Origin of the sequence: Burkholderia cepacia ATCC 25416, from assembly GCF_001411495.1 — a bacterium.
GTDB lineage: Bacteria > Pseudomonadota > Gammaproteobacteria > Burkholderiales > Burkholderiaceae > Burkholderia > Burkholderia cepacia.
The window spans coordinates 3,135,149-3,156,239 of record NZ_CP012982.1 but is presented as its reverse complement, the minus strand read 5'-3'; the positions used below and the strand labels follow the sequence as shown (position 1 = coordinate 3,156,239).

Genomic DNA, 21,091 nt, shown 5'->3' with positions numbered 1-21,091 from the left:
CCGCCGTCAGCCCCAGTACGCCTGCCCGCCGTCGAGCGGCAGCGTCGCGCCCGTCAGGTACGCCGCGTCGCGGCTCGCCAGAAACACGATCGCGCGGCCGATGTCCTGCTCGCAGTCGCCTACGCGGCCGAGCGGAATCGTGCGGAAAAACGCGGCGGCTTCCTGCGGGTTCGCGTCGACCCAGCCTTTCAGGCCCGGCGACAACGCGTGCGGCGCGACCGCGTTCACGCGGATCCCGTCCACGCCCCACTCGCAGGCAGCCGCGCGCGTCAGCGCACGAATCGCCTCCTTGGTCGCCGCGTACGCGCCGTAGCCGGACGCATCCCAGCGCACCGCGGCTGACGAAGCGAAATTGACGATCACGCCGTCGCCCTTCAGATGCGGATGGCACGCGCGCATCATGCGCAGCGTCGCGATCGGCCCCGACTCGAGCCCCGCAAGGAAATCCGCATCGGTTACGTCAAGCAGGCGGCCGAGCGGCACGACCTGCGCGTTGTTGATCAGGATCTGCACGCCGCCGAAGCGCGCAACGACGCTGTCGACGCACGCCACGATCTGCGCGGCGTCCATCACGTCGCACACGAACGGCTCGGCCACGCCGCCACGCACGCGAATCGCCTCGCAGGTCGTGAGCAGCTTGTCGCGGGTACGACCGACCACCGCGACGTGCGCGCCTTCCGCCGCGAGCGCCTGCGCAACGCCCAGGCCGACGCCCTGCCCCGCGCCCGTCACGAGCGCGACCTTGCCTTTCAGGATGCCCATGTGCGCTCCTCAGGCGACGATCGCCGGATGGGCCTGCACGGGCCCGCCGAGCAGTTCGCGATACGACGGCGGCTGCTTGCCGTCGATATCGGCGATGCCGTACCGCAACGCGGTTTCCGCGCCGACGAGCACCTGCCCCGACCACGCCATGCGCTGCGGATCGCCGTGGATCGCGTGAATCACGCGGCCCGTGAATTCCGGGCTTTCCGCGGCGAGCGAGAATTCCTTGTACAGATCCGGGTGTTCTTCCCACACGCGCGTCGTGCGCTCGGTGCGCAGCGGGCCCATCCAGATCGACACGGCCGCGACGTCGAACGGCTTCAGGTCGACGGCCATGTCCTTCGCGAACTTGTCGACACCGGATTTCTGCGCGCCGTAGGCCGCCCCGTGCATGTAACAGCTCGCGCCGAACGACGACGTGAACGCGATCAGCCCGCTGCGACGCTTCACCATCAGCGCCGCCGCGTGCCAGCTCGCGACATAGGCGGAGCGCAGCCCGACATCGAGGATGTTGACGAGGTCGAGCGACTTCTCCCAGAACGGGCCCGGCAGGATCAGTTGATCGTGCAGGTAGGTCGCGTTGTTGACGAGAATGTCGAGCCGCCCGCTTTCACGTTCGACACGCTCGAACAGCGCCTTCACCTGCGCGTCGTCCGCGTGGTCGCACGCCACCGCGATCCCGCGCCCGCCGAGCGCATCGATCTCGCGCGCGGTCTCGTGGATCGTGCCGGGCAGCGGCGCATCGCCTTCGTTCTGCGAGCGGCCCGTGACGTAGACGGTCATGCCGGCCGCACCGAGCGCGCGCGCGATGCCCTTGCCCGCGCCGCGCGATGCGCCCGTCACGACGGCGACCGGCGCATCGTGGTTCTGTGTCATGTTCGATGTCTCCTGTGGAATGTGCGTCATGTGCAAGGCGCTGGCGTGCGTCAGGCGGCCGGCGGCTGCGCACCGGCGAACAGCACGCCCGGCGCATCGCCTTCGTAACGGGCCGACAGCGTCGACGTGACGACGCAGCGCGTGCCCGCGATCTTCCATTCGCCGTCGACCTTCCGGTATTCGTCGTCGTAGTACGCGCCGAGCTGCGTGAGCGTTCGCGCGTTCGTGTCGATCATCTGGTAGTGCAGGCCCCACGTGCCGCGCGCATGCACGTCGTCGAGCACGTCGATCTCGGGATTCACGCCGTGATGCATCTCGACGATGTGCGGATGGCAGCCGAGTTGCACGAATACGTCGACGAGCGCGTCGCGCGTGTCGAACGTGCCGATGCGGCCGTAGTCGATGTGCACGTGGCCGGGCGCGAAGCAGTCGCGCATCCCTTGCGGATCCTTGCGGTCGCAGCACGTGAAGTAGCGCGCCTTCAGCCGGCGGATCGCGTCGGCATCCTCGAGCCGGCGCACACGTGCTTCCAGCGATTCGATGAGGGTCATCCTGTCTCCTTGTTCGGTGCCGGCGCGGTTCGATGGCCGCGTCGATGCCACGTAACCGCCGCGCGATGCGTCGGCCATCACCCGTTCGGATGAAACCGGCGATTCGTCCTTGCAGCGCCGGGCGCATGCGTACGGCGCGTTCGTCCGAACAGACGATGTGATGCAGGCGGCTTCGTTCCTACCATCGAACGACACCACCACGAGACCCGGCGATGGACGACACGACCCGCACGCTCCACGAGTACGAGCAGATCCGACAGTTGAAGTACCGGTATTTCCGCGCGGTCGACACGCACGACTGGGCGCTGCTCGCGGATTGCCTGACCGAAGACTGCGAGGCCCGTCTGTATGGCGGCCGCTACGTGTACGACGGCCGCGACGCGTTCGTGTCGAGCCTGCGCGAGCTCATCGGCAAGCCGACCTTCCTGACGATGCATCACGGCCATCACCCCGAGCTCACGCTGGTCTCGGCCGATCATGCGTGCGGCGTGTGGTTTCTCGAGGACCACGCGATCAATCTCGAGGACAACTACCTGCTGCACGGCACTGCGTTCTACGACGACCAGTACGTGAAACGCAACGGCGCGTGGCGCATTCACGCGACGCGCCACGAGCGCCTGTTCGAAACCGTCACGTCGCCGATTCCGCCGTCGCTCACGCTGACCGCGAACCGGTTCGCGCCGGACGCATACCCGTCGGCCGGATCGCCCGAAACCGCTTCCTGAACCCCGGCGGCAACGCCGCCGATCCCGTCATTCCCCTCTGGAGCCGGAGCAATGGAGAAAGTCATTTACGTGTTGTGGCGCGACGCGCAGGCTGCGCCCGATCAGTGGAGCCGCACGGTGCGCGCGCAACTCGCCGACAAGCTGCTGTCCCTCGGTGCGCACGGCGTGCAGGTGAACGTCGCGGATGCGGACGTCGCGCCGGCCGCCGGCCTGAAGCAGACCAACACGCACCCGGGCATCGACGGGATCGTCGCGGTGTGGGTCGATAGCGCAAACGCGATGTTCCGCCAGCCGTTCGACGACGCGGTGCGTGCAATCGTCCCGCACATGGCTGCGTATCTCGTCACCGAGTCGCAACCGATTCCGAATACGCGCTTTCCGGCACGGCCGGGCGAGCGCACCACGGGCTTCTCGCAGCTCGCGTTCCTGAAGCGGCCGCCGCGCCTCACGCACGAAGCATGGCTCGACGTGTGGCACGGGCATCACACGCGCGTCGCGATCGATACGCAGGACAATTTCCTGTACGTGCAGAACGTCGTCGTGCGCGCGCTCACGCATGCGGCGCCCGGTTATGACGCGATCGTCGAGGAATGCTTTCCCGCCGCGGCAATGACCGATCCGCATGCGTTTTTCGATGCGGTGGGCGATGACGAAAAATTCCAGCGCAATGTGGCCGAGATGATGGACAGCTGTGGGCGCTTCATCGACTTCGACAAGATCGATGTGCTACCGACGAGCCAGTATGTGGTGAAGGCGGTGCGGGGGTGAGTTCGGGGGATCGCGTGGGGCGATCCTTGCCGGCGCCGGGAGTTGTCGTTCGATATTGCCGCACCGGCTTTCCCGGCCCCTTCAGCTCACTCGAACTTGCGGAAATCCACGTATTCCTTGACGAACTTCCCCGTCGACAGGAGTGCGCTTTCGATGTCCGCGATAACGGATGAGTTGTCGATCGACGCCGTCACGAACAGTCCCCAGATATCGTCGTCAATTTCATAGTGGCCCCGCGCGTAGGCCCAATAGCTGAAGTAGCGGTCGTGAAACAATGCGACCACGGGTTCATCAACGCCGTGCGGATGCGGAACCTCGACAGCGTGCAGCGCATGCCGCAGGATCGCGGCGATGCTCGGAAAATCCGCTGCACGATGATCATCGAGTACCTCGACCAGCAGATCACTGCCGTGAAATACCGGTCGAACACGGAATCGAATCAGGTTTGTCATGGCTCGTTTTCTGTTGTCGTGGCCCGGTATCGAACGACGGCTCGCAGCCGGTTACGAAAGCGGACACACCGAACGGGCATTGGTCGCGGCGATGACGGCACACTTGCCGACGCCGGATTTCCGGTTACTCGAGCGCCTGCCTGATCGCCAAGGCGAGCCCGGCCGGATTCTCCCAGGCCATCGAATGGCCCGCGTTTTCCACGATGCCGACGTTCACCCCTTCCGCGGGAAGACGTTCGGTGTCGACATCGGGCAGCGAGCGTGCACCAAACAAAACGGTTCTCGGCATCTTCATCGAATGGAGCTGCTCGCGCCAGCTTGGATGACTGCCCTCGATGAGCGACACGGCACTTCGATGGACGGCGTACGGAGCACTGGCCGACATCGAAGCCGCCCAGATATCGCTGCCGCCGGCGGCGGATTCGGCGATCAGCGCGGCGTGCCCGGCTTGCACATATTCCACCTCCGTCATCGCCGCGATTTTTCTGCTGAAAAAGCCGCCTCCAGGCTCCAGATTGGGCTCGCCCAGCACGAGATGCCGCACCCGCTCACCGAGCTGCATCGATGCGGCGATCGCCACTGCGCCCCCCATGCTGTGACCGAACAGGTTGAGCGACGACAGCGCCAGATGATCGGCGAGCGCCACGATCGTTCCGGCATGCTCTTGAATGGTGTAGGAAAAGTCCATGGGCCGATCGCTGAACCCGAATCCAGGCAGATCGACCAGCACCGCCCGATGCCCCGACAAAGCAGGCTGTGCCATGACGCCCGGATAATCGCAGGAGGACGCGCACCCCAATCCGTGAACGAAGAATGTCGGTATCCCTTGCCCGGGGAGATCGTGATACCGGATTCCCCATTGGCCGTTCCTTATGGCAAAAGTCTTCATGTTCGATTTCCAGCTTTCAACGTTCAATGGCGGTATCGGCTGTACCGCGCCCTGACATCGCTGTCGTGCCACGCGGATGCTTATATCAAATCGAGCGTACGCGTCGATACCCGAGAATCTACACTGACAGCCCCGCTTCCACGATATGGATCATGCATGGAATCGCCTGCCCCCTTCAGTGGTTCGAAGATTGCGCTCTTCAAGGACCGGGACATCCTCGTCTATCGACGTGACGACAAGCCCGACATCCCGTTTCCCGGCCTGTGGGACCTGCCGGGCGGAGGCAGGGAAGGTAACGAGGCGCCCGAAGCGTGCGTGTTGCGTGAACTCCATGAGGAATTCGGACTGACGATACCGGGCAGCCGGATAGGTTGGTCCAGGGTCTATCCGTCGAGCCGGCCCGACCGCCTGCCACACTGGTTCTTCGCCGGTTGGCTGAGCGCTGCGGAAATCGCCGCGATCCGTTTCGGCAATGAAGGCCAGGAATGGACGCTGATGGATGTCGACGCGTATCTGCAGCTCACTGATGCCATCACGCATTTGCAGGCGCGCGTGACGGATTATCTGAATCGTTGACGGCGCGCGGTTGCCGGCGATTGACGTTTGTCCTTCGAATGTCGCGTGCTGCGCCGACGCCTGATCGATGCGTTCGACTGAAGCTGGTTGAAGTGACCATGCCCGCATCCCGACAGCAGACACTCGACGTCATTTGACCGGTGCCTGCTTCGATAAAGGCCACCCTGACGGATCGACCGGATTCGACTGGAACTAGCGCCGATTCGCTGTCGCCGCATGCACGAACGCCGAAATTGCCGCCACCACGCCGTCCGCCAGCGGCAGATCCGGGTTCGAATAAGCGGCGAGGTTTTCCTGCAGCGCCGACGTGCGAACCGTCTTGAGCACATGATTGGCGTCGGCGATCAGCGCCATTTCGGCCCGCGGATAGGCGTGCTTCAGCAGTTCCGCGTCCTGTACGGCGACCTGGATATCCCGCGCCCCCTGCACGATGAGCACGGGCTTCATGTAACCGGCCAGCAGCGCTGCCGGATCGAGGATCAACTCGCTCATCAGGAAGCGCTGGATTTGCGGCCTGAACAACGGCATGAGTGCCGGGTCGATCCTGGCTGCGTCTACCCGTCCACCTGCCTCCAGGGATTCGAGGATCGACATTGCATTGGCAAGAACCGGAGCATTTGCCGGGTTCGATTGCAGTTGTTGCCTCAACACGGGCCCTAGCGGGCGCCCTGCCGTCGATACCAGGATCTGGCCGCCGATGTCGTCCATTTGCCGGGCAGCCGACAACGCCACCCATCCACCCTCGCTATGGCCCAACAGCCACACCCGGGAAGCGCCCGTCCGCGCGCGAATGGCGGTGACCCAAGAACGGACGTCGGCCGCGTACTCGTCGATCGTGACGTCATCGGCATCCGATATCGCCGACGCGCTGCCGTACATGCCGCGCTTGTCGATTCGAACCGACGCGATTCCTTCATCGCGCAATCCCTCCGCGAGCAATCGATAGGTCGACGCCTGAACCCCGTTCGGCGCGTTACCGTTCCTGTCGGTCGGGCCCGAGCCCGGCACGATCAGCACCACCGGGGCGTCGTCGGAACCCGGGGACAACAGCGTGCCTTTCAACGGGCCGGCCGGGCCCGGTGCTTCGATTTCCGTCTGCATGGTTTGTAAAGGATCTCTCGAATGAAGGGCGAAAGCCATTGTGATGCTCGCGAACATCGCCGTCGCCATCGGCCCTGGCCGCGCATGAAACCCTCGACGTCTTCCTGGGATGGCCACGACGTCCTGGCAACACCGCGATCAATTGCCAGCGACGGAAGCGGCTCGTTCAAGCCGTCGTACCTGGCCGACGCCTGTCCGATGCAATTGACCGAGGCCGCCCCGTTCTTGCCCGTCAGTCACCCGTGAACCGGCGCGGCTGATACGTATTCCCGTTCCAGGTAAAACGCGCGGACTTGCCCGCCCCGGCCTTTCCCTTGGGACGCACAAGGAGGTCGTAGTGCCCGTTCGTCATGTGAGGACTGAACGACAGCACGTAATGCGTCTCCGTCGTATTTTCCGCATCACAGGAATCCGGCCGGGCATCGCCCGGCTTCCCGCGTTTTCCGTCGTTCTTCTCCTCACATTCCGCAGCCCCGTCCTTGTCATAGGTCGACCAGTCGGTTAGCGCGGAGAAGACGGGCGTCACGCGACCATCGCGATAACGGTACAGGCTCAGTATCCCGGTCGAATCGCTATGTGCGGTCGACGTGTAGTTATTGCCGAAGAGCACGCCAAAGGCAGTTTCCTGCGCGCTGATCCGGTAGGGAATGACGTCCATGGCCAGGAAGGCACTCCATAACATCGGTGACGTATCGACGCGCTCGCTCCGATCGCTCGCGAGCAGGCGGAACCCTTGCCCGTCGCGGATCAGCACACCTGTCCACAACTCCGCGTCGACGGTCTCGGTCGGGCGCTGGACCAATGCGGCCACGACCCAAAGCGGCCCTGAAGCCGACGGCCCATGCGCCCATGGTGACAGCGCGACACCCTTGACACTGTCTGCCGGGGCCGGGTCCGTGCCCATCAGGGTATGCAACGCGGCTTGTTGCTGCTCGTCGTCGGTCACGTTGCTCGACGCAAACGCGCAGTGCGCGACCAGCGCCAGGACGAGCGTCAGCACCGTTTGCATGCAAAAGTCGAGTTTCCTGCTTCTTCGGGCGCGTGAGTCTCGCCGCCCAAAGGATGAATCACCTCCGCGCGCTTCCTGCATGTCGATCAACATTGCCCGTGTTCTCCTCGTAGATCCTGTTTCCAGCCAGTTGCAAGCAAGTTTCGTCGCGTCAACGTCTCTGCGCCCGACTCGACGGGCTTCGACCACTCGAGCCGATGCCGGAGACGTCGAACCGCATCGCAGCGATTCAATTCATGGCGCCTTGGCCAAAGCCAGAACGGCCATCACCGCATCGTCCTCGATTCCCTTGATATCCGACGGGAACCGGTTTCTTTGCGGTATCAACACGATGAGCCCCTCGATCTGCGCGGTAACCAGCGCGGCTCGCCTCGCGAGCGCGGCGTGTGACAGCGCCGGGTTCACGGCCTCGATGAATCCGGCGATCACGCGCCGTTGAAACCCGTATCCCTCTTCGAGCATTTTCCGCGCGAACTCCTGAGTCTGCGCCAGCGCCCAGAAGTTCACGAACAGGCTTTGCGTCCGGGGCTGCTTGCCGTCCTCGAGCAACAAGCTGACCACTTTCTCCAGGCGGCCCTCGGCTGTCAGCGACGTGTCCGCGCTGACACTGTCGTACGTATTGGCGTAGGCTTCCATCGTCGCGGAAAATCGGTTTCATCGACGACGAACGCATCATCTACTCGGGTGGATGTTTCGGTCACGGCGTCGCCCTGACGCACCTCAACGGCCTGACGATCGCAGACATGCTGAGCGGGAAGCAAACGGCCTTGACGGACTTCTGGATCGTGAACCGCAAATCGATGTCGATGAAAAGCGACACGCTGTCGTTCCTGTTCGGCAGGGCGGCGCGTCAAGCGCTGAAGACCTGGGACCGATGGGAGGAGCGAGGATTGACGAAGTAACGGCGGGGGATCGCGCGTTCCCGTCCTGGCCGGCGGCATGACGCTGGCGCCGGATCCCCGTCGCGATTCCTCTCGCCCGAAATCCTCGTTCTTCGACGGGCCGCGCGCCGGCCATTCCCCGGCGCTCATCAACATTGCGCAACGCAACTGTTTGTCGATCCCCTTCCCACCCGTAGCGCCCTCCACGCCTCGCCCGCACGCATCTTTGCCACGCGCATGACAAAACGTCTATAATTGGACAATCCATCGACTGGTACGCCGAAGCATTCGCCCCCTGGCGCGCCTCGATTCCCCGGCCCCGCCTGCCCGGAGCGACATGAGCGACTACCCCGTTTTCGACACGCTTTGCGATCTGCTGAACACGTCCGGCGCACGATTCCGCGTGCTGGAACATCCGGCCGAAGGAAAATGCGACGCGATCGCCGCGCTGCGCGGCACACGCCCCGAACAAGGCGCGAAGGCGATGCTGTGCACGTTCAAGGACGGCGGCGACGCCACCGCGCTCGCGGTGATTCCCGGCCACCTGAAGATCGATTTCCGCAAGGTCGCCGATGCGGTCGGCCGTCGCAAGGCGACACTCGCACCGCCCGATCTCGCGGCCGCCGTCACGCGCTGCGTGATGGGCGCCGTGCCACCCTTCGTGTTCGACGCCGGCGTGACGCTCGTCGTCGATCCCGCACTGGTCGAACACAACACCGAGATTGCATTCAACGCGGGCCGCCTCGACCGCTCCGTCGTACTCGACGCGGCCGACTACGTGCGGATCGCGCAGCCGCTGCTCGCCGACATCACGCGGTCGCAAGCGGCGGACGGCGAGTAACCCGCCCGCAGCCCGCCGCCCGCCGCCGGTCGCCCGTTTCCCGACGCCGTCGCATCGATCCGAACCCCGAAAGCGAAACCACCATGACCATCACCCGGAACAAGGCGCCGTCCGAGCAGGCATCGCTGATCGAACAGGTGCAGCGCATTGCCGAAGGGCTCGGCGCGATGTTCGCGCCGTTCACCGAGGTCGTGGTTCACGACCTGCGCACGCCGAAGCACGCGATTCTCGCGATCCACAACAACCTGTCGGGACGCGCAGTCGGCGATCCCGCGACCGAGCTCGGCCTCGCCCGCATCGCGGACGACGATTTCCCGCAAGTGCTCGCGAACTACCCGAACCGCTTCGCCGACGGCCGCACCGCGAAAAGCACGTCGATCGGCATCAAGGATTCGACCGGCCGCTACGTGGCCGCGCTGTGCCTGAACGCCGACACCACGCTGTTCCGCGGCTTCCAGGGCATGCTGAACCAGTTCTGCAGCACGGACGGCGAAGCCGTCGCCGAAACGCTCGACCCGGCCGGCGCGGACGCGATCCGGCAACGCATCGACGCATTCGCGATGCGTCTCGCGACGACGCCGCGCGAACTGAAGACCGACCAGCGCCGCGAGCTGATGCAGGCGCTGAAGGCCGACGGTTTCCTCGAAGTGCGCCGCGCGATGGAAATCGTGTCGCAGCATCTCGGTGTCTCGCGCGCGACCGTCTACAACGATGCGAAATGATTCCGGATTCCGGCGCGCCGTGCGCGCGGCGTCCCTGTTGACTGACCTTTCCGAACCCAAACGACCATGAACGCTCCGACTCTCCCCACGTACGACGACGTTGCCGCCGCCGCCGCCCGGCTCGAAGGCCATGCGCACCGCACGCCGGTGATGACGTCGCGGACGATCGACGAAGCGCTCGGCGCGCAGGTGTTCTTCAAGTGCGAGAACCTGCAGCGCATGGGCGCGTTCAAGTTCCGCGGCGCGTTCAACGCGCTGTCGCGCTTCGACGCGGAGCAGCGCCGCAACGGCGTCGTCGCGTTCTCGTCAGGCAACCATGCGCAGGCGATCGCGCTGTCGGCGCGCATCCTCGGCATTCCCGCGACGATCGTGATGCCGCAGGACGCGCCGGCCGCGAAGATCGCCGCGACGCGCGGCTACGGCGGCAAGGTCGTGACCTACGACCGCTACACCGAGGATCGCGAGCAGATCGGGCGCGACCTCGCCGCGCGGCACGGGCTCACGCTGATCCCGCCCTACGACCACCCGGACGTGATCGCCGGCCAGGGCACGGCGGCCAAGGAACTGTTCGACGAAGTCGGCCCGCTCGACGCGGTATTCACGCCGCTCGGCGGCGGCGGATTGCTGTCGGGCACCGCGCTCGCCACGCGCGCGCTGTCGCCGCACGCGACGCTGTACGGCGTCGAGCCGGAAGCCGGCAACGACGGCCAGCAATCGTTCCGCTCCGGCGCGATCGTGCATATCGACACGCCGCGCACGATCGCCGACGGCGCGCAGACGCAGCACCTCGGCAACCTGACGTTCCCGATCATCCGCCGCGACGTCGACGACATCCTCACCGCGACGGACGCGGAACTGGTCGACTGCATGCGCTTCTTCGCCACGCGTATGAAGATTGTGGTCGAGCCGACCGGCTGCCTGTCGTTCGCCGCCGTGCGACGGATGAAGGACGCGTTGCAGGGCAAGCGCGTCGGCGTGGTGATCAGCGGCGGCAACGTCGATCTCGAGAACTTCTGCACGCTGGTGTCGGCGTCGGCCTGACCATCGCGGCGCGCATGACCATTCCGTCATCCGCGCCGCATCACGCCTTCACGCCTTCACGCCTTCACGCCTTCACGCCGCGTTAAGTTTCGCGCCCTAGACTGATTACGTTGTCTCGCAATCCGTCGCGCAGTCAGTCGTGAAGGAGCCACCATGAAAACGCACGCGATCGTCGCCGCCGCCCTGACGGCCGCTTCCCTTTCGGCGTTCGCTCAACCGGGCGTGACGTCATCCGGTTTTCCCGCCGCGTCGCCGCACGACGCCATCGCGCAAGCGACGCACCGCTCGCCCGCGGCGTTGCCGCACGCCGGCTTCGTGCTCGCGAAGATCGACCAGAACAATACGCCCCCCGATCGCGGCGGCGACCCGAGCGGCCGCACGCATTCCGGCACGCACATGTGACGGCCCGCGCCGGGCGCCGCTGCCGCCCGGCCCTCAGAACGACGGCAACGATGGATCGCGCGCGGCCAGGATGTCTTCGGTGCGCCGCTGCAGCGCGCCGTCGATCGTCTCCGGTTGCGGAATCAGCCAGTAGCGCCCGGCACGGATGCCGTCGAACACCCGCTCGGCGAACGCGTCGGGCGTGAGCCCGTGCGCGTTCAGCATCGAGCGCATCGTGTCGACGAAGCCGCGCACTTCGGGCCGGTCGTGCACCGCGCCGAACGGGTCGTTGAAGATGCCCGATTGCACGGGGCCGGGCGCAAGCAACGACACGCCGACCGGCGCACCGAGCATCTTCAGTTCTCCGTACAGCGATTCGGTCAGCGCGACCACCGCGAATTTCGTCGCCGAATAAGGCGACATCAGCGGGCTCGGCAGGAACCCGCCCACCGACGCGGTATTCACGATGCGCGCCGGCGCGTTGCGTTCGAGCATCCGCGGCACGAAGCTGCGGATCCCGTTCAGCACGCCGTGCACGTTGATCGCGAAGCTGCGCTCGAAGCGCTCCGGCGTGATTTCCCAGCTGAAGCCGGTCGCCATCACGCCCGCGTTGTTGAACAGCAGGTCGACGCCGCCGAAGCGCTGCCACGCGGCTTCCGCCAGCGCATCGACGGCTTCCGGCCGGCTGACGTCGGTCGGCACGCACAGCACGTCGGTGTCGAGCGTCGCGGCGAATGCGTCGAGCTTCGCCGGGTCGAGATCGGCCAGCACGACGCGCATGCCGAGCCCGGCAGCATGGCGTGCAAGCCCGCTGCCGATGCCGCTGGCCGCGCCGGTGATCACGGCGGTGCCGCCGTCGAAGCGAATCGGGTTCGTCATGTCGATCAGAGTCCTGTGGGGTCGATGTGGGGATGCGCATACGCGGGAATCACCGGCGGCGGCAGCACCGTGCGGCCGTCGAGCGAATGCACCGCGAGCCGCTGCGCGAGCGGGAAATGCAGGCTGTGCGTGACGAGGCCGGTGCGTTCGCGCGCCGGCAGGCGGCACAGCGCGAGCGCGGTTTCCGCGAGATACGCAACATCCTCGGTCGGATAGCCTTCGGGGATGTAGCGCGCGGCGCCCGGCGTGCGGATCGCCGTGCTCGGCGCGACGAGATTCACCGCGATGCCGTCGGCTTCGAGTTCGGCCGCGAGCCCCTGCGTGAAGCGCGACAGCGCCGCCTTCGCCGCCGCGTAGACGGTCGCGCCGCCCGCACGCGAGAAATCGTCGAACGGGCGCAGCGGCGGCAGCGCCGTCACCGAGCCGACGTTCACGATCCAGCCGGCGCCGCGCGCACGCATCAGCGGGATCGCGGCCTGCGCCAGCGCGAACGGAATCCGCAGATAGTGTTCGATCGTCGTGTCGAACATCGTCATCGGCATCGCGTCGACGCACGCATAGTCGGCCACGCCCGCGTTGTTGACGAGGATGTCGAGGCCGCCGGCCGCTTGCGCCGCGCGCCCGACGAGCGCGTCGCGCTCGGCCGCGTTCGACAGGTCGGCCGCGAGCGCGATCGCGCGGCCGCCCGCCTGCTCGATCAGCGCGACCGTTTCGGCGAGCGTGCCGGCGGTCGTGGCCGATCGCGCGAGGCTGCGCGCCGTCACGACGACGGTCGCGCCTTCGGATGCCAGGCGCTGTGCGATCGCACGGCCAATGCCGCGGCTTGCGCCGGTCACGAGCGCGCACTTGCCGGCCAGCACGCCGGATCGGGTATCGGTCATCGTTGTCTCCTGTGATGGGCGTGCGGGCCGCTCAACCGGCGATATCCGCAACATGAAGCACCAGCTTCGTTTTCGCCTCGCCCGTTTGAACGAGATCGAGGGCACGGGCCGCCTGTTCGAGCGGAAATCGGTCGAAGCGCGGCACGCGCAGTGCGCGCCGCCCGAGTTGCGCCGCGATCCGGCCGAGCGTGACGCCGCTCGGCATCCGGCTGTAGGTCATCGCGGTGCGCAGGCCGCGCCGGGCGGCTTCGGCGGCCGTCGCGGCCAGCCGCTGCGCATCGCCTGGTGCAAGCGTCATGATGTTCACCAGCGTGCCGCCCGGTGCCGGCAGGTCGAGCGCGTCGGGCAGCGTGTCGCCGCCGACCGCGTCGAGCACGAGGTCGACCCCGCCGGGCGCCCATGCGCGCAGCGCCGCCGCGATGTCCCGCGCGCGATAGTCGATGCTTGCCGCGGCGCCCAGCGATTCGACCGTCTCGCGGTTGCGCGCGGAACACGTCGCCGCGACCCGCGCGCCGGCCTGCACCGCGAGCTGGATCGCGAACGTGCCGACCGCGCCCGCACCGCCGTGCACCAGCACGGTCTGTCCGGCCTTCAGCCCGCCGTCGTCGAACAGGCCGGCCCACGCGGCAAGCGCGGGGGTCGGCACCGTGGCGGCTTCCGCGAGGCTCACCGCGTCGGGCACGCGCACGACCGAGTCGTGGCGCACTGCCACGTATTCCGCATACGCGCCCCAGCGCCCCGCGCCGACGTCGGTCTGCGCGAACACCCGCATGCCGGGCGCGAAACCGTCGACGCCGTCGCCGACCGCTTCGACCACGCCCGCCGCGTCGAAGCCGATCACGAACGGAAACGTGTACTGCATGAATGCGCCGAGGTAGCCTTCACGGCATTTCCAGTCGGCGGGATTGACGCCCGCGAAGGCAACGCGGATCAGCACGTCGCCGGGGCCCGGCGTCGGTGCCGGCACGTCGGCCATCCGCAAGACGTCGGAATGACCGGCGCGATCGATCAACAGGGCTCGCATCTTCGTGTCTCCGGGGGTGGTGTCAGCTTGACGTTCGCGCCGCATCACGCCGCCGTATCGGCCAGCAGGCTCGACGCGAGCGGACAGAACGCATGCGAGATCGCGTCGACGGTCCAGTCGGGGCTTTCGGCATCGAACCGGCGGTCGACCCAGCCCCAGTGATACGGATGCATCAGGTATTCGCCGAGCAGATCGCCGACGCGCGCGAATTCCTGCTGCCACACGTGTGTCCATGCGCCGGGGGTCGCGATCCCGCTCAAGCGCCAGTTGCGGATGCCGGGCATGTACGCGGGCATGCGCAGCAGTTCGCGTTCGAGCGCGGCGACCTGCGCGGCGCCGGCCTGCGGCCGCACGCGCAGCATCAGCGTGCGCCACACGCCGTCGCGCAGCGCGGGTTCGCGCAGGCCGCCGCCGATCGCGCGGCACACGGCGCCGTCGATGCGTACGATGCCGGGCAGTTGCGCGAGCGCGGCGAAATCCGCCGTGCCGTCGGCCGCGCCGTTGGCTGTGCAGTTGGCCGCCGAATCGTCGCGCAGCACGTCGAGCGTGTAGTCGCCCGCGCCCCAACTGCCGTCCTGGTTGCGCGCCAGCGCCACACGTTTCGCCCCGGCCAGCGCGTGTGCCGCTTCGTGCAACGCGCGTTCGATGCCACCGGCGTCGCGATCCCCCGACACGAACACCTGTGCCGTGTCATGCCGCATGATCGACCTCCGTCAGCGCGGGCAGCGGCGCATCGGCGTCCGTCATCACATGGCGGCGGCGCACGTCGCACCGCACGTCGACCGCCATCCAGAAACCGACCACGCCGGCATCCGTCAGCGCACGCATCCGGTAGTAGGCCGGCGCATCGGCCACGTGCCAGGTCAGCCACAGCGTGCTCGGCTGCCCCGGCACCGCAACGGGCGGCGACACCCAGTGGCCGGCCGCCGTCAGCCCGCGTGCCGCATGGCCCGGCAGGTAGCGGTCGCGCAGCAGCGCAAGCACGTCGGGAATGCGCTCGGGCGCGAGCGTGATTTCGTCTACGATCTGGATCATTCGCGTGTCGTCCGTGGTCGTTCGTGACAGGGATCGGCGGCCGGCCTACGCCGTTCCGGCGAGGCCGCGGGCGGCCGGCGTGGATAGCATTCTTGCGTGGCGGCGATGAGCGGGCCCCTACCGGCCCGCTCACCAGCCCCTGTTGCAACGATCAGATCGGGAAACTCATGAAACAGCGCGCCATGCCGGCCCGCGGCCGCATCCTGCCGGGCCTCGGCGCGCGCCTGCTGAGCGAACTCACGCGCAGCGGCGCGCCGCCGGCCGACCGCGAGGCGCAGCAGCCTCGCCCGGCGGCAACACCGGGCGATTTCGTCGCGCTGTACCGCGACGCGATCGAGCGGCTCGAGGCGCGGGTCGCGCGCGGCGACGGTCACCCGCCGATGCGCAAGCGCGAAGTCGACCTGATGTGCCGCTGCCTGCTGAGTTGCGCGACGCTCGCCGACGTGATCCGCTGTGCGGCCGAGTTCTGCGAAATGCTGCAGCCGCGCGCCGGTCACCTGACGCTTGCGGTGCGCGACGGGCGTGCGCTGTTCCGGATGGATTCGCTGCGGCGTACGCGCAGCCCGGCCGCGTGCCTGGTCGACCTGACCGGGCTGTTCTGCTACCTGCAGCTGTTCGGCTGGCTGATCGGGCAGCCGTTGCGGCCGACCGACGTGTGGCTCGGCCATCCGCGCCGCGACGACGCGATGCCACTGCTCGGACTGTTCAATGCGCCGGTTGAAGTGGGCCGCAAGACCTACGGTTTCGCGTTCGATGCGGCGCGACTCGCGTGCCGCGTGATCCGGCAGCCGGCCGAGCTCGACGCGTTTCTCGTCGATTTTCCGTTTCGCCTGATCGATGCGGCACCGGCCGTCGTGTCGTGGACGCAGCAGGTGCGCGGTTTCCTCGATGCGGCGCTCGCGCACGAACAGGCGTTGCCGGCACTCGCCGAACTGGCCGCGTGGCTCGGCGTCAGCGAGGCGACGTTGCGGCGGCGGCTGGCGGCCGAGCACACCGGTTATCACGCGCTGAAGGAGCAGTGTCTCGCCGAAGCCGCGCAACGCTGCCTGCGCGAATCGGACTGGCCGGTCGCGCGGGTCGCCGCGCATCTCGGGTTCGGCGGCGAGGAGGCGTTTCGCCGCGCGTTCGTCCGGTGGACGGGGGTCGCACCGAGCCGGTTCAGGCGCGATCGCACGGCTTCGAACCACCCTGTTTCATCAGACATGAAACGCGGCGCCGACGCATGAAAGAAAGGATTTAGAAAGGATTTGCCCGGCAATGACGTTTTTTCGCATCCCTGCGTCGCCGGATATTTGACGCGGCGGCGCGCGCGCCATTACCCTTGCGCGCTGATGGTGCCCGGAGACGGGATCAAAAGGGAACGCAGGAGAGGCCATGCCTCGAATCTGCGGCTGCCCCCGCAACTGTGAGCGGTGAATTCGTGCCACTGCGTGCCACTGGGAAACCGGGAAGGCCCGCACGAATGACGACCCGCGAGCCAGGAGACCTGCCATCGACCCGAGGTCCAGGCAGCCGCACCGGGCGGGGTGTCCCGGCGCGCCAGGCACCGCCGTTGGCGGTCGCCCGCTGCATGGACGGCCCGACCTCAGGATCCGCCCGATGTCCATTGTTACCGCATCCGCTTCCGCACCGGAAGCGCCGCGCCGGCACGCCGCCGGCCTGCACGGCCCGCCCGCACGCGCGTGCCGTTCCCTATCGACTGCGTCCGCCGGCGTGCACCGCGCCGACGCCCGCGACACCGGCCTGCCCGGCCCGGTCGCGCGATAACCCGATCACCGATAACAAGACCGGTGCTGCGCGCCGCCCGCTCACGATCGACGCCGGCGCAGCCCGACGACAACGACAGCCTCATGAAGATTCGACACCTCCTTGCCACGTCCGCCGCGACCGCGCTCCTCTCGCCCCTCGCCCACGCCGCCGGCGACACCGCGGTTTCGCAACCGGCCCCGGCCGCCGAAGGCACCGACCTGCCGACGATCAACGTGACCGACACGCGGCGCCTGCCCGAGTCGTTCGACCAGCGTTATGCGACGACCCAGGTGCTCACGCGCACCGATCTCGACCGGCTGTCGCCGAGCGACCCGAGCATCACGCAGGCGCTTGCGACGCTGCCCGGCGTGACCGTCTCGCAGAGCGGCGGCCCCGGTTCGTCCGCGTCGGTCAGCATCCGCGGCTCGTCGGCCAACCAGGTCGCCGTGTTCATCGACGGCATCCGGATCGGTTCGCCGACCACCGGCATCGCGCCGTGGGCCGACTTGCCGACCGAAGCGTTCGAACGCGTGGAGGTGATTTCGGGGCCGGCAGCCGCGTCGTTCGGCGCCAATGCGATGGGCGGCGTCGTGCAGCTCTTCACGCGCCGCGCCGCCAACCAGCCGAACCAGACGACCGTGTCGTTCGGCGGCGGGTCGAACAAGACGTTCGACACGCAACTCCGCACGTCGGGCACGGTGCCGTCGACCGGGCCGCTCGCCGCGCTCGGCGGGCTCACCTACTCGCTCGGCCTGCGCTCGTACAACACGGCCGGCATCGACTCGACGCGGCCCGTGCTGCCGTACCATGAGGCCGGCCGCAACCCGTACCACGCGCAGGATCTCGATGCGCGCCTCGGCTACGCGCGCGACAACTGGTCGATCTCGACGTTCGCGCTGTATCACCGGTCCGATCTGTCCTACGACAACAGCGGTTATGCGAACCGCCAGCTCGATCATCAGCTGACGACCGGTATCGCGTTCCATCTCGACATCACGCCCGACACGCAGTTCGACCAGTCGTTCGGTTATGCGAACGATCGCCAGTTCCTCTACGCGAGCGATCCGGCCATCCCGACCGACCAGATCAATTCGCAGCGCATCAGCACGTCGACGTCGTTGACGCATCAGGAACGCGGGTTCCACCTGTTCGGGCTGCCGCTGTCGGGCGAGACCAAGCTCGCGTACGACTTCACGCGCGAGCAGGCGTTCCTGCCGGTCGATATTCCGGGCGGCATACCGACGCGCAACGATTCCGCGTTCTCGCTGCATCAGTCGGCGACGCTCGGCAGCGTGACGATGTTCCTCGCGGGGCGCCATGAAATCATCGCCGGGCAGTCGGTGAATACGGGTAACGCGGCGCTGTCGTGGGCGATCACGCCGGTGTATACGGCGCGCGTGTCGTACGGCAATGCGTTCAAGCTGCCGACGTTCAACGACCTGTACTACCCCGGCTACGGCAATCCGGGGCTCAGCCCGGAACGCAACACGTCGGTCGAGGCCGCGGTCGATGCGAACACGTCGTACGGTACGTTCACGGCCGCGATCTACGACACGCGGGTCACCAACCTGATCGCGTATAACCCGGCGACGTTTTCGCCGATGAACATCGGTCGCGCGCATATTCGCGGCGTCGACCTGTCGTACAAGGGGACGATCGGCCGCTCGACGCCGGTGAGCGTCGCGGTCGGGATCCTGAATCCGCAGGACGAGACCAACGACTCCTGGCTCAGCCGCCGCCCGCGCCAGACGGTCAGCCTCAACATCGATCACACGTGGGATGAACTCCACCTGCATGCGTTGAGCACAGGGGCGTCGCTGCTTTACGGCGGCACGACGTTCGACGATCCGGCCAACTCGACCTATCTGCCGTCGTACCTGACGGTGGGCCTGCGCGCGTCGTACCGGATCAATTCGCACCTGACGGTGTCGGCGACGGTGTCGAACCTGTTCGACCGGCAGTACATGACCGCGTATGGATACAACACGCTTGGGCGGACAGCGTTCGGGAAGGTGAGTTACACGTTCTGACGAATGGATGGGGAGGCCTTGGCGCGGTGGGCGGCAAAGTCTCCCGTCGGGAAGCGGTGTTCGATGCTTCCGTCACCGGAAATGGGAAACGGTATTCCGACCCAAACCGGTCGACGGGCTGGTGACTGCGGATCTGCCGGTCTTTCGGTCGCGCCACGGGCGTCAATGTCCGTATCAACACTGTTAGACTGCGGACGCCTTCCCCGTAGATGTACTCACCATTCAGGACATCGACATGACCGAATGCACGCTAACGTTTTCCAGTCAGATCGAATGGGAAAGCTGGTTAGGGGAAAACGGCAGCACTTCAACCGGCGCATGGCTGCGTCTGGCAAAAAAAGGCACCGGGCAGCGAACCGTCACCTACGAACAGGCGCTGGAAAGCGCCCTCTGCCACGGCTGGATCGATGGTCAAAAGCGGGCCGGGAACGACCAATACTGGTTGCAACGCTTCACCCCACGCTCCGCAAAAAGCCTGTGGTCGCAACTCAACAAGGACCGGGCTGAAGCACTGATCGCCGCAGGCAGAATGCGCCCGCGCGGCATGAGCGAAATCGAGAAGGCCCGGAGGGACGGCCGCTGGAACGCTGCTTATACGTCGGCCAGCAACTCGACCGTGCCGGACGACCTGCAGGCGGCCTTGGACGCCAATCCCGGCGCCAGGAAATTCTTCGCAACCCTGAACAGCCGTAACCGCTATGCGATTCTGTATCGCATACAGAATGCCAAAAGGCCCGAAACAAGGGCGCGCAAAATCGGGGAGTTCATCGACATGCTGCTGCGTGGCGAAACCTTCCATCCATGAATTTTTCACCGACGGAGATTTTCCCGAACGTCGGGTATATGACCCATCACGGCCGCTTCGGCTCGGCATCCTTCATCACACACTCGTTCCATTCTTCGGACTATGATGATCCGGCCGGCAGCCACGGGGCTGCCGGCCCACGCTTCCTCGATGCATTTCACGTGACGCAACGCGCATTCCCGAGCGCAGCGACCGGGGTGAATCATGGATCAATACGAAGACTTCATCGTGCGCACCATGTCGGCCGACGAGGTGGCCATGTCGATCGAATGGGCGGCGGCGGAAGGCTGGAACCCCGGCCTGCATGATCCGTCCTGTTTCGGGGAAGCGGACCCGGCCGGGTTCTTCGTCGGCGTCTGGCGCGGCGAGCCCGTCGCGTGCCTCGCCGCCGTCGCCTACGACGAACGCTTTGGTTTCATCGGCCTCTACATCGTGAAACCCGGGTTTCGCCGCAAGGGCTTCGGCATCCGAATCTGGCAGCACGGCATGCGTTACCTCGCCGATCGCAACATCGGGCTCGATGGTGTCGTGGCCCAGCAGGCGAACTACCGGAAGTCCGGATTCGCGCTCGCGTACCGCAACATCCGCTATCAGGGGCGCGTGGACGGCATCGGGTGCGCGCACGTGACAGCCGCGGCCGACGTGCCGTTCGAGCAGTTGCTCGCCTACGACCGCCAGTGCTTTCCAGCGGCACGCACGCGTTTCGTCTCCGCGTGGATCGCGCAGCCGGATGCCGTGGCGCTCGTGACCGTCGACGCCGGCCGTATCGCCGGATACGGTGTCGTGCGCCGCTGCAAGGCGGGCTGCAAGGTCGGCCCGCTGTTCGCCGACGACGCAGGCGTTGCCACCGGGCTGTTTCGCGCGCTGGCCGCGCGCATGCCCGGCGAGGTCATCGTGCTCGACGTGCCGGAAACGAACCCCGCAGCCGTCGCGCTGGCGGAACGGCACGGCATGACGAGCGTCTTCGAAACCGCGCGGATGTACACGAAAGACGCGCCGCCGATTGCAATCGATCGCGTGTTCGGGGTGACGTCGTTCGAGCTGGGGTAATCGTCGCGAACGGGGCGGACGCCCAAGTCGCTACGCGATGCAACGTCAGCAAGCGTGGCTGGG

The 21,091-nt window shown here is 66.8% G+C and carries 25 protein-coding genes and 1 riboswitch; of the genes, 12 read left to right on the top strand and 13 right to left on the bottom strand.

Translation table 11 applies throughout. From position 1 onward, the window contains the following. Positions 1-6: 6 nt before the first annotated feature. Genes APZ15_RS31370 through APZ15_RS31360 form a run of 3 tightly spaced genes read right to left on the bottom strand, consistent with a single transcriptional unit; the run spans position 7 to position 2,189 of the window. Positions 7-762, bottom strand: a complete 756-nt coding sequence (locus tag APZ15_RS31370) for an SDR family NAD(P)-dependent oxidoreductase (RefSeq protein ID WP_027791668.1) — start codon at positions 760-762, stop codon at positions 7-9. A 9-nt stretch (positions 763-771) separates the two neighbouring features. Then, complete coding sequence (locus APZ15_RS31365; protein WP_027791669.1) at positions 772-1,638, bottom strand: SDR family NAD(P)-dependent oxidoreductase; 867 nt, start codon at positions 1,636-1,638, stop codon at positions 772-774. Positions 1,639-1,688: 50 nt separating this feature from the next. Next, positions 1,689-2,189, bottom strand: a complete 501-nt coding sequence (locus APZ15_RS31360) for a nuclear transport factor 2 family protein (protein WP_027791670.1) — start codon at positions 2,187-2,189, stop codon at positions 1,689-1,691. A gap of 212 nt (positions 2,190-2,401) precedes the next feature. On the opposite strand from APZ15_RS31360, the gene APZ15_RS31355 reads away from it, so the two are divergent. Further along, positions 2,402-2,914, top strand: a complete 513-nt coding sequence (locus tag APZ15_RS31355) for a nuclear transport factor 2 family protein (protein ID WP_027791671.1) — start codon at positions 2,402-2,404, stop codon at positions 2,912-2,914. 51 nt (positions 2,915-2,965) lie between these two features. Then, complete coding sequence (locus APZ15_RS31350; RefSeq protein ID WP_027791672.1) at positions 2,966-3,682, top strand: EthD domain-containing protein; 717 nt, start codon at positions 2,966-2,968, stop codon at positions 3,680-3,682. A gap of 86 nt (positions 3,683-3,768) precedes the next feature. Here APZ15_RS31350 and APZ15_RS31345 read toward each other — a convergent pair whose 3' ends face one another. Then, the gene (locus APZ15_RS31345) at positions 3,769-4,134 is read right to left on the bottom strand and encodes a hypothetical protein (RefSeq protein WP_027791673.1); all 366 of its coding nucleotides are present in this window, start codon (positions 4,132-4,134) and stop codon (positions 3,769-3,771) included. 124 nt (positions 4,135-4,258) lie between these two features. Then, positions 4,259-5,023: an alpha/beta fold hydrolase gene (locus APZ15_RS31340; RefSeq protein ID WP_027791674.1), complete on the bottom strand. Its 765-nt coding sequence runs from the start codon at positions 5,021-5,023 to the stop codon at positions 4,259-4,261. 156 nt (positions 5,024-5,179) lie between these two features. Here APZ15_RS31340 and APZ15_RS31335 point away from each other — a divergent pair, with 156 nt between their 5' ends. Then, on the top strand, positions 5,180-5,599 hold the full coding sequence (locus APZ15_RS31335) for an NUDIX hydrolase (RefSeq protein ID WP_027791675.1): 420 nt from the start codon (positions 5,180-5,182) through the stop codon (positions 5,597-5,599). Positions 5,600-5,791: 192 nt separating this feature from the next. On the opposite strand, the gene APZ15_RS31330 is transcribed toward APZ15_RS31335, so the two are convergent. The 3 genes from APZ15_RS31330 to APZ15_RS31320 all read right to left on the bottom strand — a co-directional run bounded on the left by APZ15_RS31330 (position 5,792) and on the right by APZ15_RS31320 (position 8,345). Then, positions 5,792-6,757, bottom strand: a complete 966-nt coding sequence (locus tag APZ15_RS31330) for an alpha/beta hydrolase (RefSeq protein WP_226153221.1) — start codon at positions 6,755-6,757, stop codon at positions 5,792-5,794. A gap of 175 nt (positions 6,758-6,932) precedes the next feature. After that, positions 6,933-7,802, bottom strand: coding sequence for a hypothetical protein (locus APZ15_RS31325; RefSeq protein ID WP_057056486.1), 870 nt, complete (start codon positions 7,800-7,802; stop codon positions 6,933-6,935). A gap of 141 nt (positions 7,803-7,943) precedes the next feature. Further along, the gene (locus APZ15_RS31320; protein ID WP_027791678.1) at positions 7,944-8,345 is read right to left on the bottom strand and encodes a TetR family transcriptional regulator C-terminal domain-containing protein; all 402 of its coding nucleotides are present in this window, start codon (positions 8,343-8,345) and stop codon (positions 7,944-7,946) included. Positions 8,346-8,476: 131 nt separating this feature from the next. Between APZ15_RS31320 and APZ15_RS42550 the strand changes: the two genes are divergently transcribed. From APZ15_RS42550 to APZ15_RS31300, 5 genes are all read left to right on the top strand, one after another. Further along, the gene (locus APZ15_RS42550) at positions 8,477-8,611 is read left to right on the top strand and encodes a hypothetical protein (RefSeq protein WP_256626316.1); all 135 of its coding nucleotides are present in this window, start codon (positions 8,477-8,479) and stop codon (positions 8,609-8,611) included. A gap of 316 nt (positions 8,612-8,927) precedes the next feature. Further along, positions 8,928-9,431 (top strand): YbaK/prolyl-tRNA synthetase associated domain-containing protein, encoded by a 504-nt coding sequence (locus tag APZ15_RS31315; protein ID WP_027791679.1) that lies wholly within the window; start codon positions 8,928-8,930, stop codon positions 9,429-9,431. A gap of 83 nt (positions 9,432-9,514) precedes the next feature. Beyond that, positions 9,515-10,153: a helix-turn-helix transcriptional regulator gene (locus APZ15_RS31310; protein ID WP_027791680.1), complete on the top strand. Its 639-nt coding sequence runs from the start codon at positions 9,515-9,517 to the stop codon at positions 10,151-10,153. Positions 10,154-10,219: 66 nt separating this feature from the next. Further along, complete coding sequence (locus APZ15_RS31305; protein ID WP_027791681.1) at positions 10,220-11,194, top strand: threo-3-hydroxy-L-aspartate ammonia-lyase; 975 nt, start codon at positions 10,220-10,222, stop codon at positions 11,192-11,194. 153 nt (positions 11,195-11,347) lie between these two features. Beyond that, positions 11,348-11,596, top strand: a complete 249-nt coding sequence (locus tag APZ15_RS31300) for a hypothetical protein (protein WP_027791682.1) — start codon at positions 11,348-11,350, stop codon at positions 11,594-11,596. A 33-nt stretch (positions 11,597-11,629) separates the two neighbouring features. Here the strand turns inward: APZ15_RS31300 and APZ15_RS31295 are convergent, their stop codons facing one another. Genes APZ15_RS31295 through APZ15_RS31275 form a run of 5 tightly spaced genes read right to left on the bottom strand, consistent with a single transcriptional unit; the run spans position 11,630 to position 15,394 of the window. After that, positions 11,630-12,454: an SDR family NAD(P)-dependent oxidoreductase gene (locus APZ15_RS31295; RefSeq protein ID WP_027791683.1), complete on the bottom strand. Its 825-nt coding sequence runs from the start codon at positions 12,452-12,454 to the stop codon at positions 11,630-11,632. Between the two features lie 5 nt (positions 12,455-12,459). Continuing rightward, positions 12,460-13,335 (bottom strand): SDR family NAD(P)-dependent oxidoreductase, encoded by an 876-nt coding sequence (locus APZ15_RS31290; protein WP_034196053.1) that lies wholly within the window; start codon positions 13,333-13,335, stop codon positions 12,460-12,462. Between the two features lie 31 nt (positions 13,336-13,366). Beyond that, positions 13,367-14,359, bottom strand: coding sequence for an NADP-dependent oxidoreductase (locus APZ15_RS31285; RefSeq protein ID WP_027791685.1), 993 nt, complete (start codon positions 14,357-14,359; stop codon positions 13,367-13,369). 44 nt (positions 14,360-14,403) lie between these two features. Continuing rightward, complete coding sequence (locus APZ15_RS31280; protein WP_027791686.1) at positions 14,404-15,060, bottom strand: Dabb family protein; 657 nt, start codon at positions 15,058-15,060, stop codon at positions 14,404-14,406. Then, positions 15,050-15,394, bottom strand: coding sequence for a hypothetical protein (locus APZ15_RS31275; protein ID WP_027791687.1), 345 nt, complete (start codon positions 15,392-15,394; stop codon positions 15,050-15,052). Before APZ15_RS31275 ends, APZ15_RS31280 begins: the two co-directional genes overlap by 11 nt. Before the next feature lie 167 nt (positions 15,395-15,561). Here APZ15_RS31275 and APZ15_RS31270 point away from each other — a divergent pair, with 167 nt between their 5' ends. The 4 genes from APZ15_RS31270 to APZ15_RS31255 all read left to right on the top strand — a co-directional run bounded on the left by APZ15_RS31270 (position 15,562) and on the right by APZ15_RS31255 (position 21,028). Then, entirely contained in the window at positions 15,562-16,620 is a 1,059-nt protein-coding gene (locus APZ15_RS31270) for a helix-turn-helix transcriptional regulator (protein WP_027791688.1), read from the top strand. Positions 16,621-16,709: 89 nt separating this feature from the next. Next, positions 16,710-16,902: riboswitch (cobalamin riboswitch) on the top strand. Positions 16,903-17,244: 342 nt separating this feature from the next. Beyond that, a complete protein-coding gene (locus APZ15_RS31265; RefSeq protein WP_027791689.1) occupies positions 17,245-19,173 on the top strand; it encodes a TonB-dependent receptor domain-containing protein in 1,929 nt (642 codons plus the stop codon). A 235-nt stretch (positions 19,174-19,408) separates the two neighbouring features. Beyond that, positions 19,409-19,978, top strand: a complete 570-nt coding sequence (locus APZ15_RS31260; RefSeq protein WP_027791690.1) for a YdeI/OmpD-associated family protein — start codon at positions 19,409-19,411, stop codon at positions 19,976-19,978. A gap of 204 nt (positions 19,979-20,182) precedes the next feature. Next, on the top strand, positions 20,183-21,028 hold the full coding sequence (locus tag APZ15_RS31255) for a GNAT family N-acetyltransferase (protein WP_027791691.1): 846 nt from the start codon (positions 20,183-20,185) through the stop codon (positions 21,026-21,028). The last annotated feature ends 63 nt before the right edge of the window (positions 21,029-21,091 follow it).

Coding starts and splice junctions, on each gene's coding strand:
- APZ15_RS31345 (WP_027791673.1), bottom strand. CDS start 4,134: ATGACAAACCTGATTCGATTCCGTGTTCGACCGGTATTTCACGGCAGT.
- APZ15_RS31370 (WP_027791668.1), bottom strand. CDS start 762: ATGGGCATCCTGAAAGGCAAGGTCGCGCTCGTGACGGGCGCGGGGCAG.
- APZ15_RS31320 (WP_027791678.1), bottom strand. CDS start 8,345: ATGGAAGCCTACGCCAATACGTACGACAGTGTCAGCGCGGACACGTCG.
- APZ15_RS31330 (WP_226153221.1), bottom strand. CDS start 6,757: ATGTTCGCGAGCATCACAATGGCTTTCGCCCTTCATTCGAGAGATCCT.
- APZ15_RS31365 (WP_027791669.1), bottom strand. CDS start 1,638: ATGACACAGAACCACGATGCGCCGGTCGCCGTCGTGACGGGCGCATCG.
- APZ15_RS31265 (WP_027791689.1), top strand. CDS start 17,245: ATGAAGATTCGACACCTCCTTGCCACGTCCGCCGCGACCGCGCTCCTC.
- APZ15_RS31340 (WP_027791674.1), bottom strand. CDS start 5,023: ATGAAGACTTTTGCCATAAGGAACGGCCAATGGGGAATCCGGTATCAC.
- APZ15_RS31285 (WP_027791685.1), bottom strand. CDS start 14,359: ATGCGAGCCCTGTTGATCGATCGCGCCGGTCATTCCGACGTCTTGCGG.
- APZ15_RS31255 (WP_027791691.1), top strand. CDS start 20,183: ATGGATCAATACGAAGACTTCATCGTGCGCACCATGTCGGCCGACGAG.
- APZ15_RS31295 (WP_027791683.1), bottom strand. CDS start 12,454: ATGACGAACCCGATTCGCTTCGACGGCGGCACCGCCGTGATCACCGGC.
- APZ15_RS31335 (WP_027791675.1), top strand. CDS start 5,180: ATGGAATCGCCTGCCCCCTTCAGTGGTTCGAAGATTGCGCTCTTCAAG.
- APZ15_RS31280 (WP_027791686.1), bottom strand. CDS start 15,060: ATGCGGCATGACACGGCACAGGTGTTCGTGTCGGGGGATCGCGACGCC.
- APZ15_RS31310 (WP_027791680.1), top strand. CDS start 9,515: ATGACCATCACCCGGAACAAGGCGCCGTCCGAGCAGGCATCGCTGATC.
- APZ15_RS31350 (WP_027791672.1), top strand. CDS start 2,966: ATGGAGAAAGTCATTTACGTGTTGTGGCGCGACGCGCAGGCTGCGCCC.
- APZ15_RS31300 (WP_027791682.1), top strand. CDS start 11,348: ATGAAAACGCACGCGATCGTCGCCGCCGCCCTGACGGCCGCTTCCCTT.
- APZ15_RS31360 (WP_027791670.1), bottom strand. CDS start 2,189: ATGACCCTCATCGAATCGCTGGAAGCACGTGTGCGCCGGCTCGAGGAT.
- APZ15_RS31325 (WP_057056486.1), bottom strand. CDS start 7,802: ATGTTGATCGACATGCAGGAAGCGCGCGGAGGTGATTCATCCTTTGGG.
- APZ15_RS31355 (WP_027791671.1), top strand. CDS start 2,402: ATGGACGACACGACCCGCACGCTCCACGAGTACGAGCAGATCCGACAG.
- APZ15_RS31270 (WP_027791688.1), top strand. CDS start 15,562: ATGAAACAGCGCGCCATGCCGGCCCGCGGCCGCATCCTGCCGGGCCTC.
- APZ15_RS31275 (WP_027791687.1), bottom strand. CDS start 15,394: ATGATCCAGATCGTAGACGAAATCACGCTCGCGCCCGAGCGCATTCCC.
- APZ15_RS31315 (WP_027791679.1), top strand. CDS start 8,928: ATGAGCGACTACCCCGTTTTCGACACGCTTTGCGATCTGCTGAACACG.
- APZ15_RS31290 (WP_034196053.1), bottom strand. CDS start 13,335: ATGACCGATACCCGATCCGGCGTGCTGGCCGGCAAGTGCGCGCTCGTG.
- APZ15_RS31305 (WP_027791681.1), top strand. CDS start 10,220: ATGAACGCTCCGACTCTCCCCACGTACGACGACGTTGCCGCCGCCGCC.
- APZ15_RS31260 (WP_027791690.1), top strand. CDS start 19,409: ATGACCGAATGCACGCTAACGTTTTCCAGTCAGATCGAATGGGAAAGC.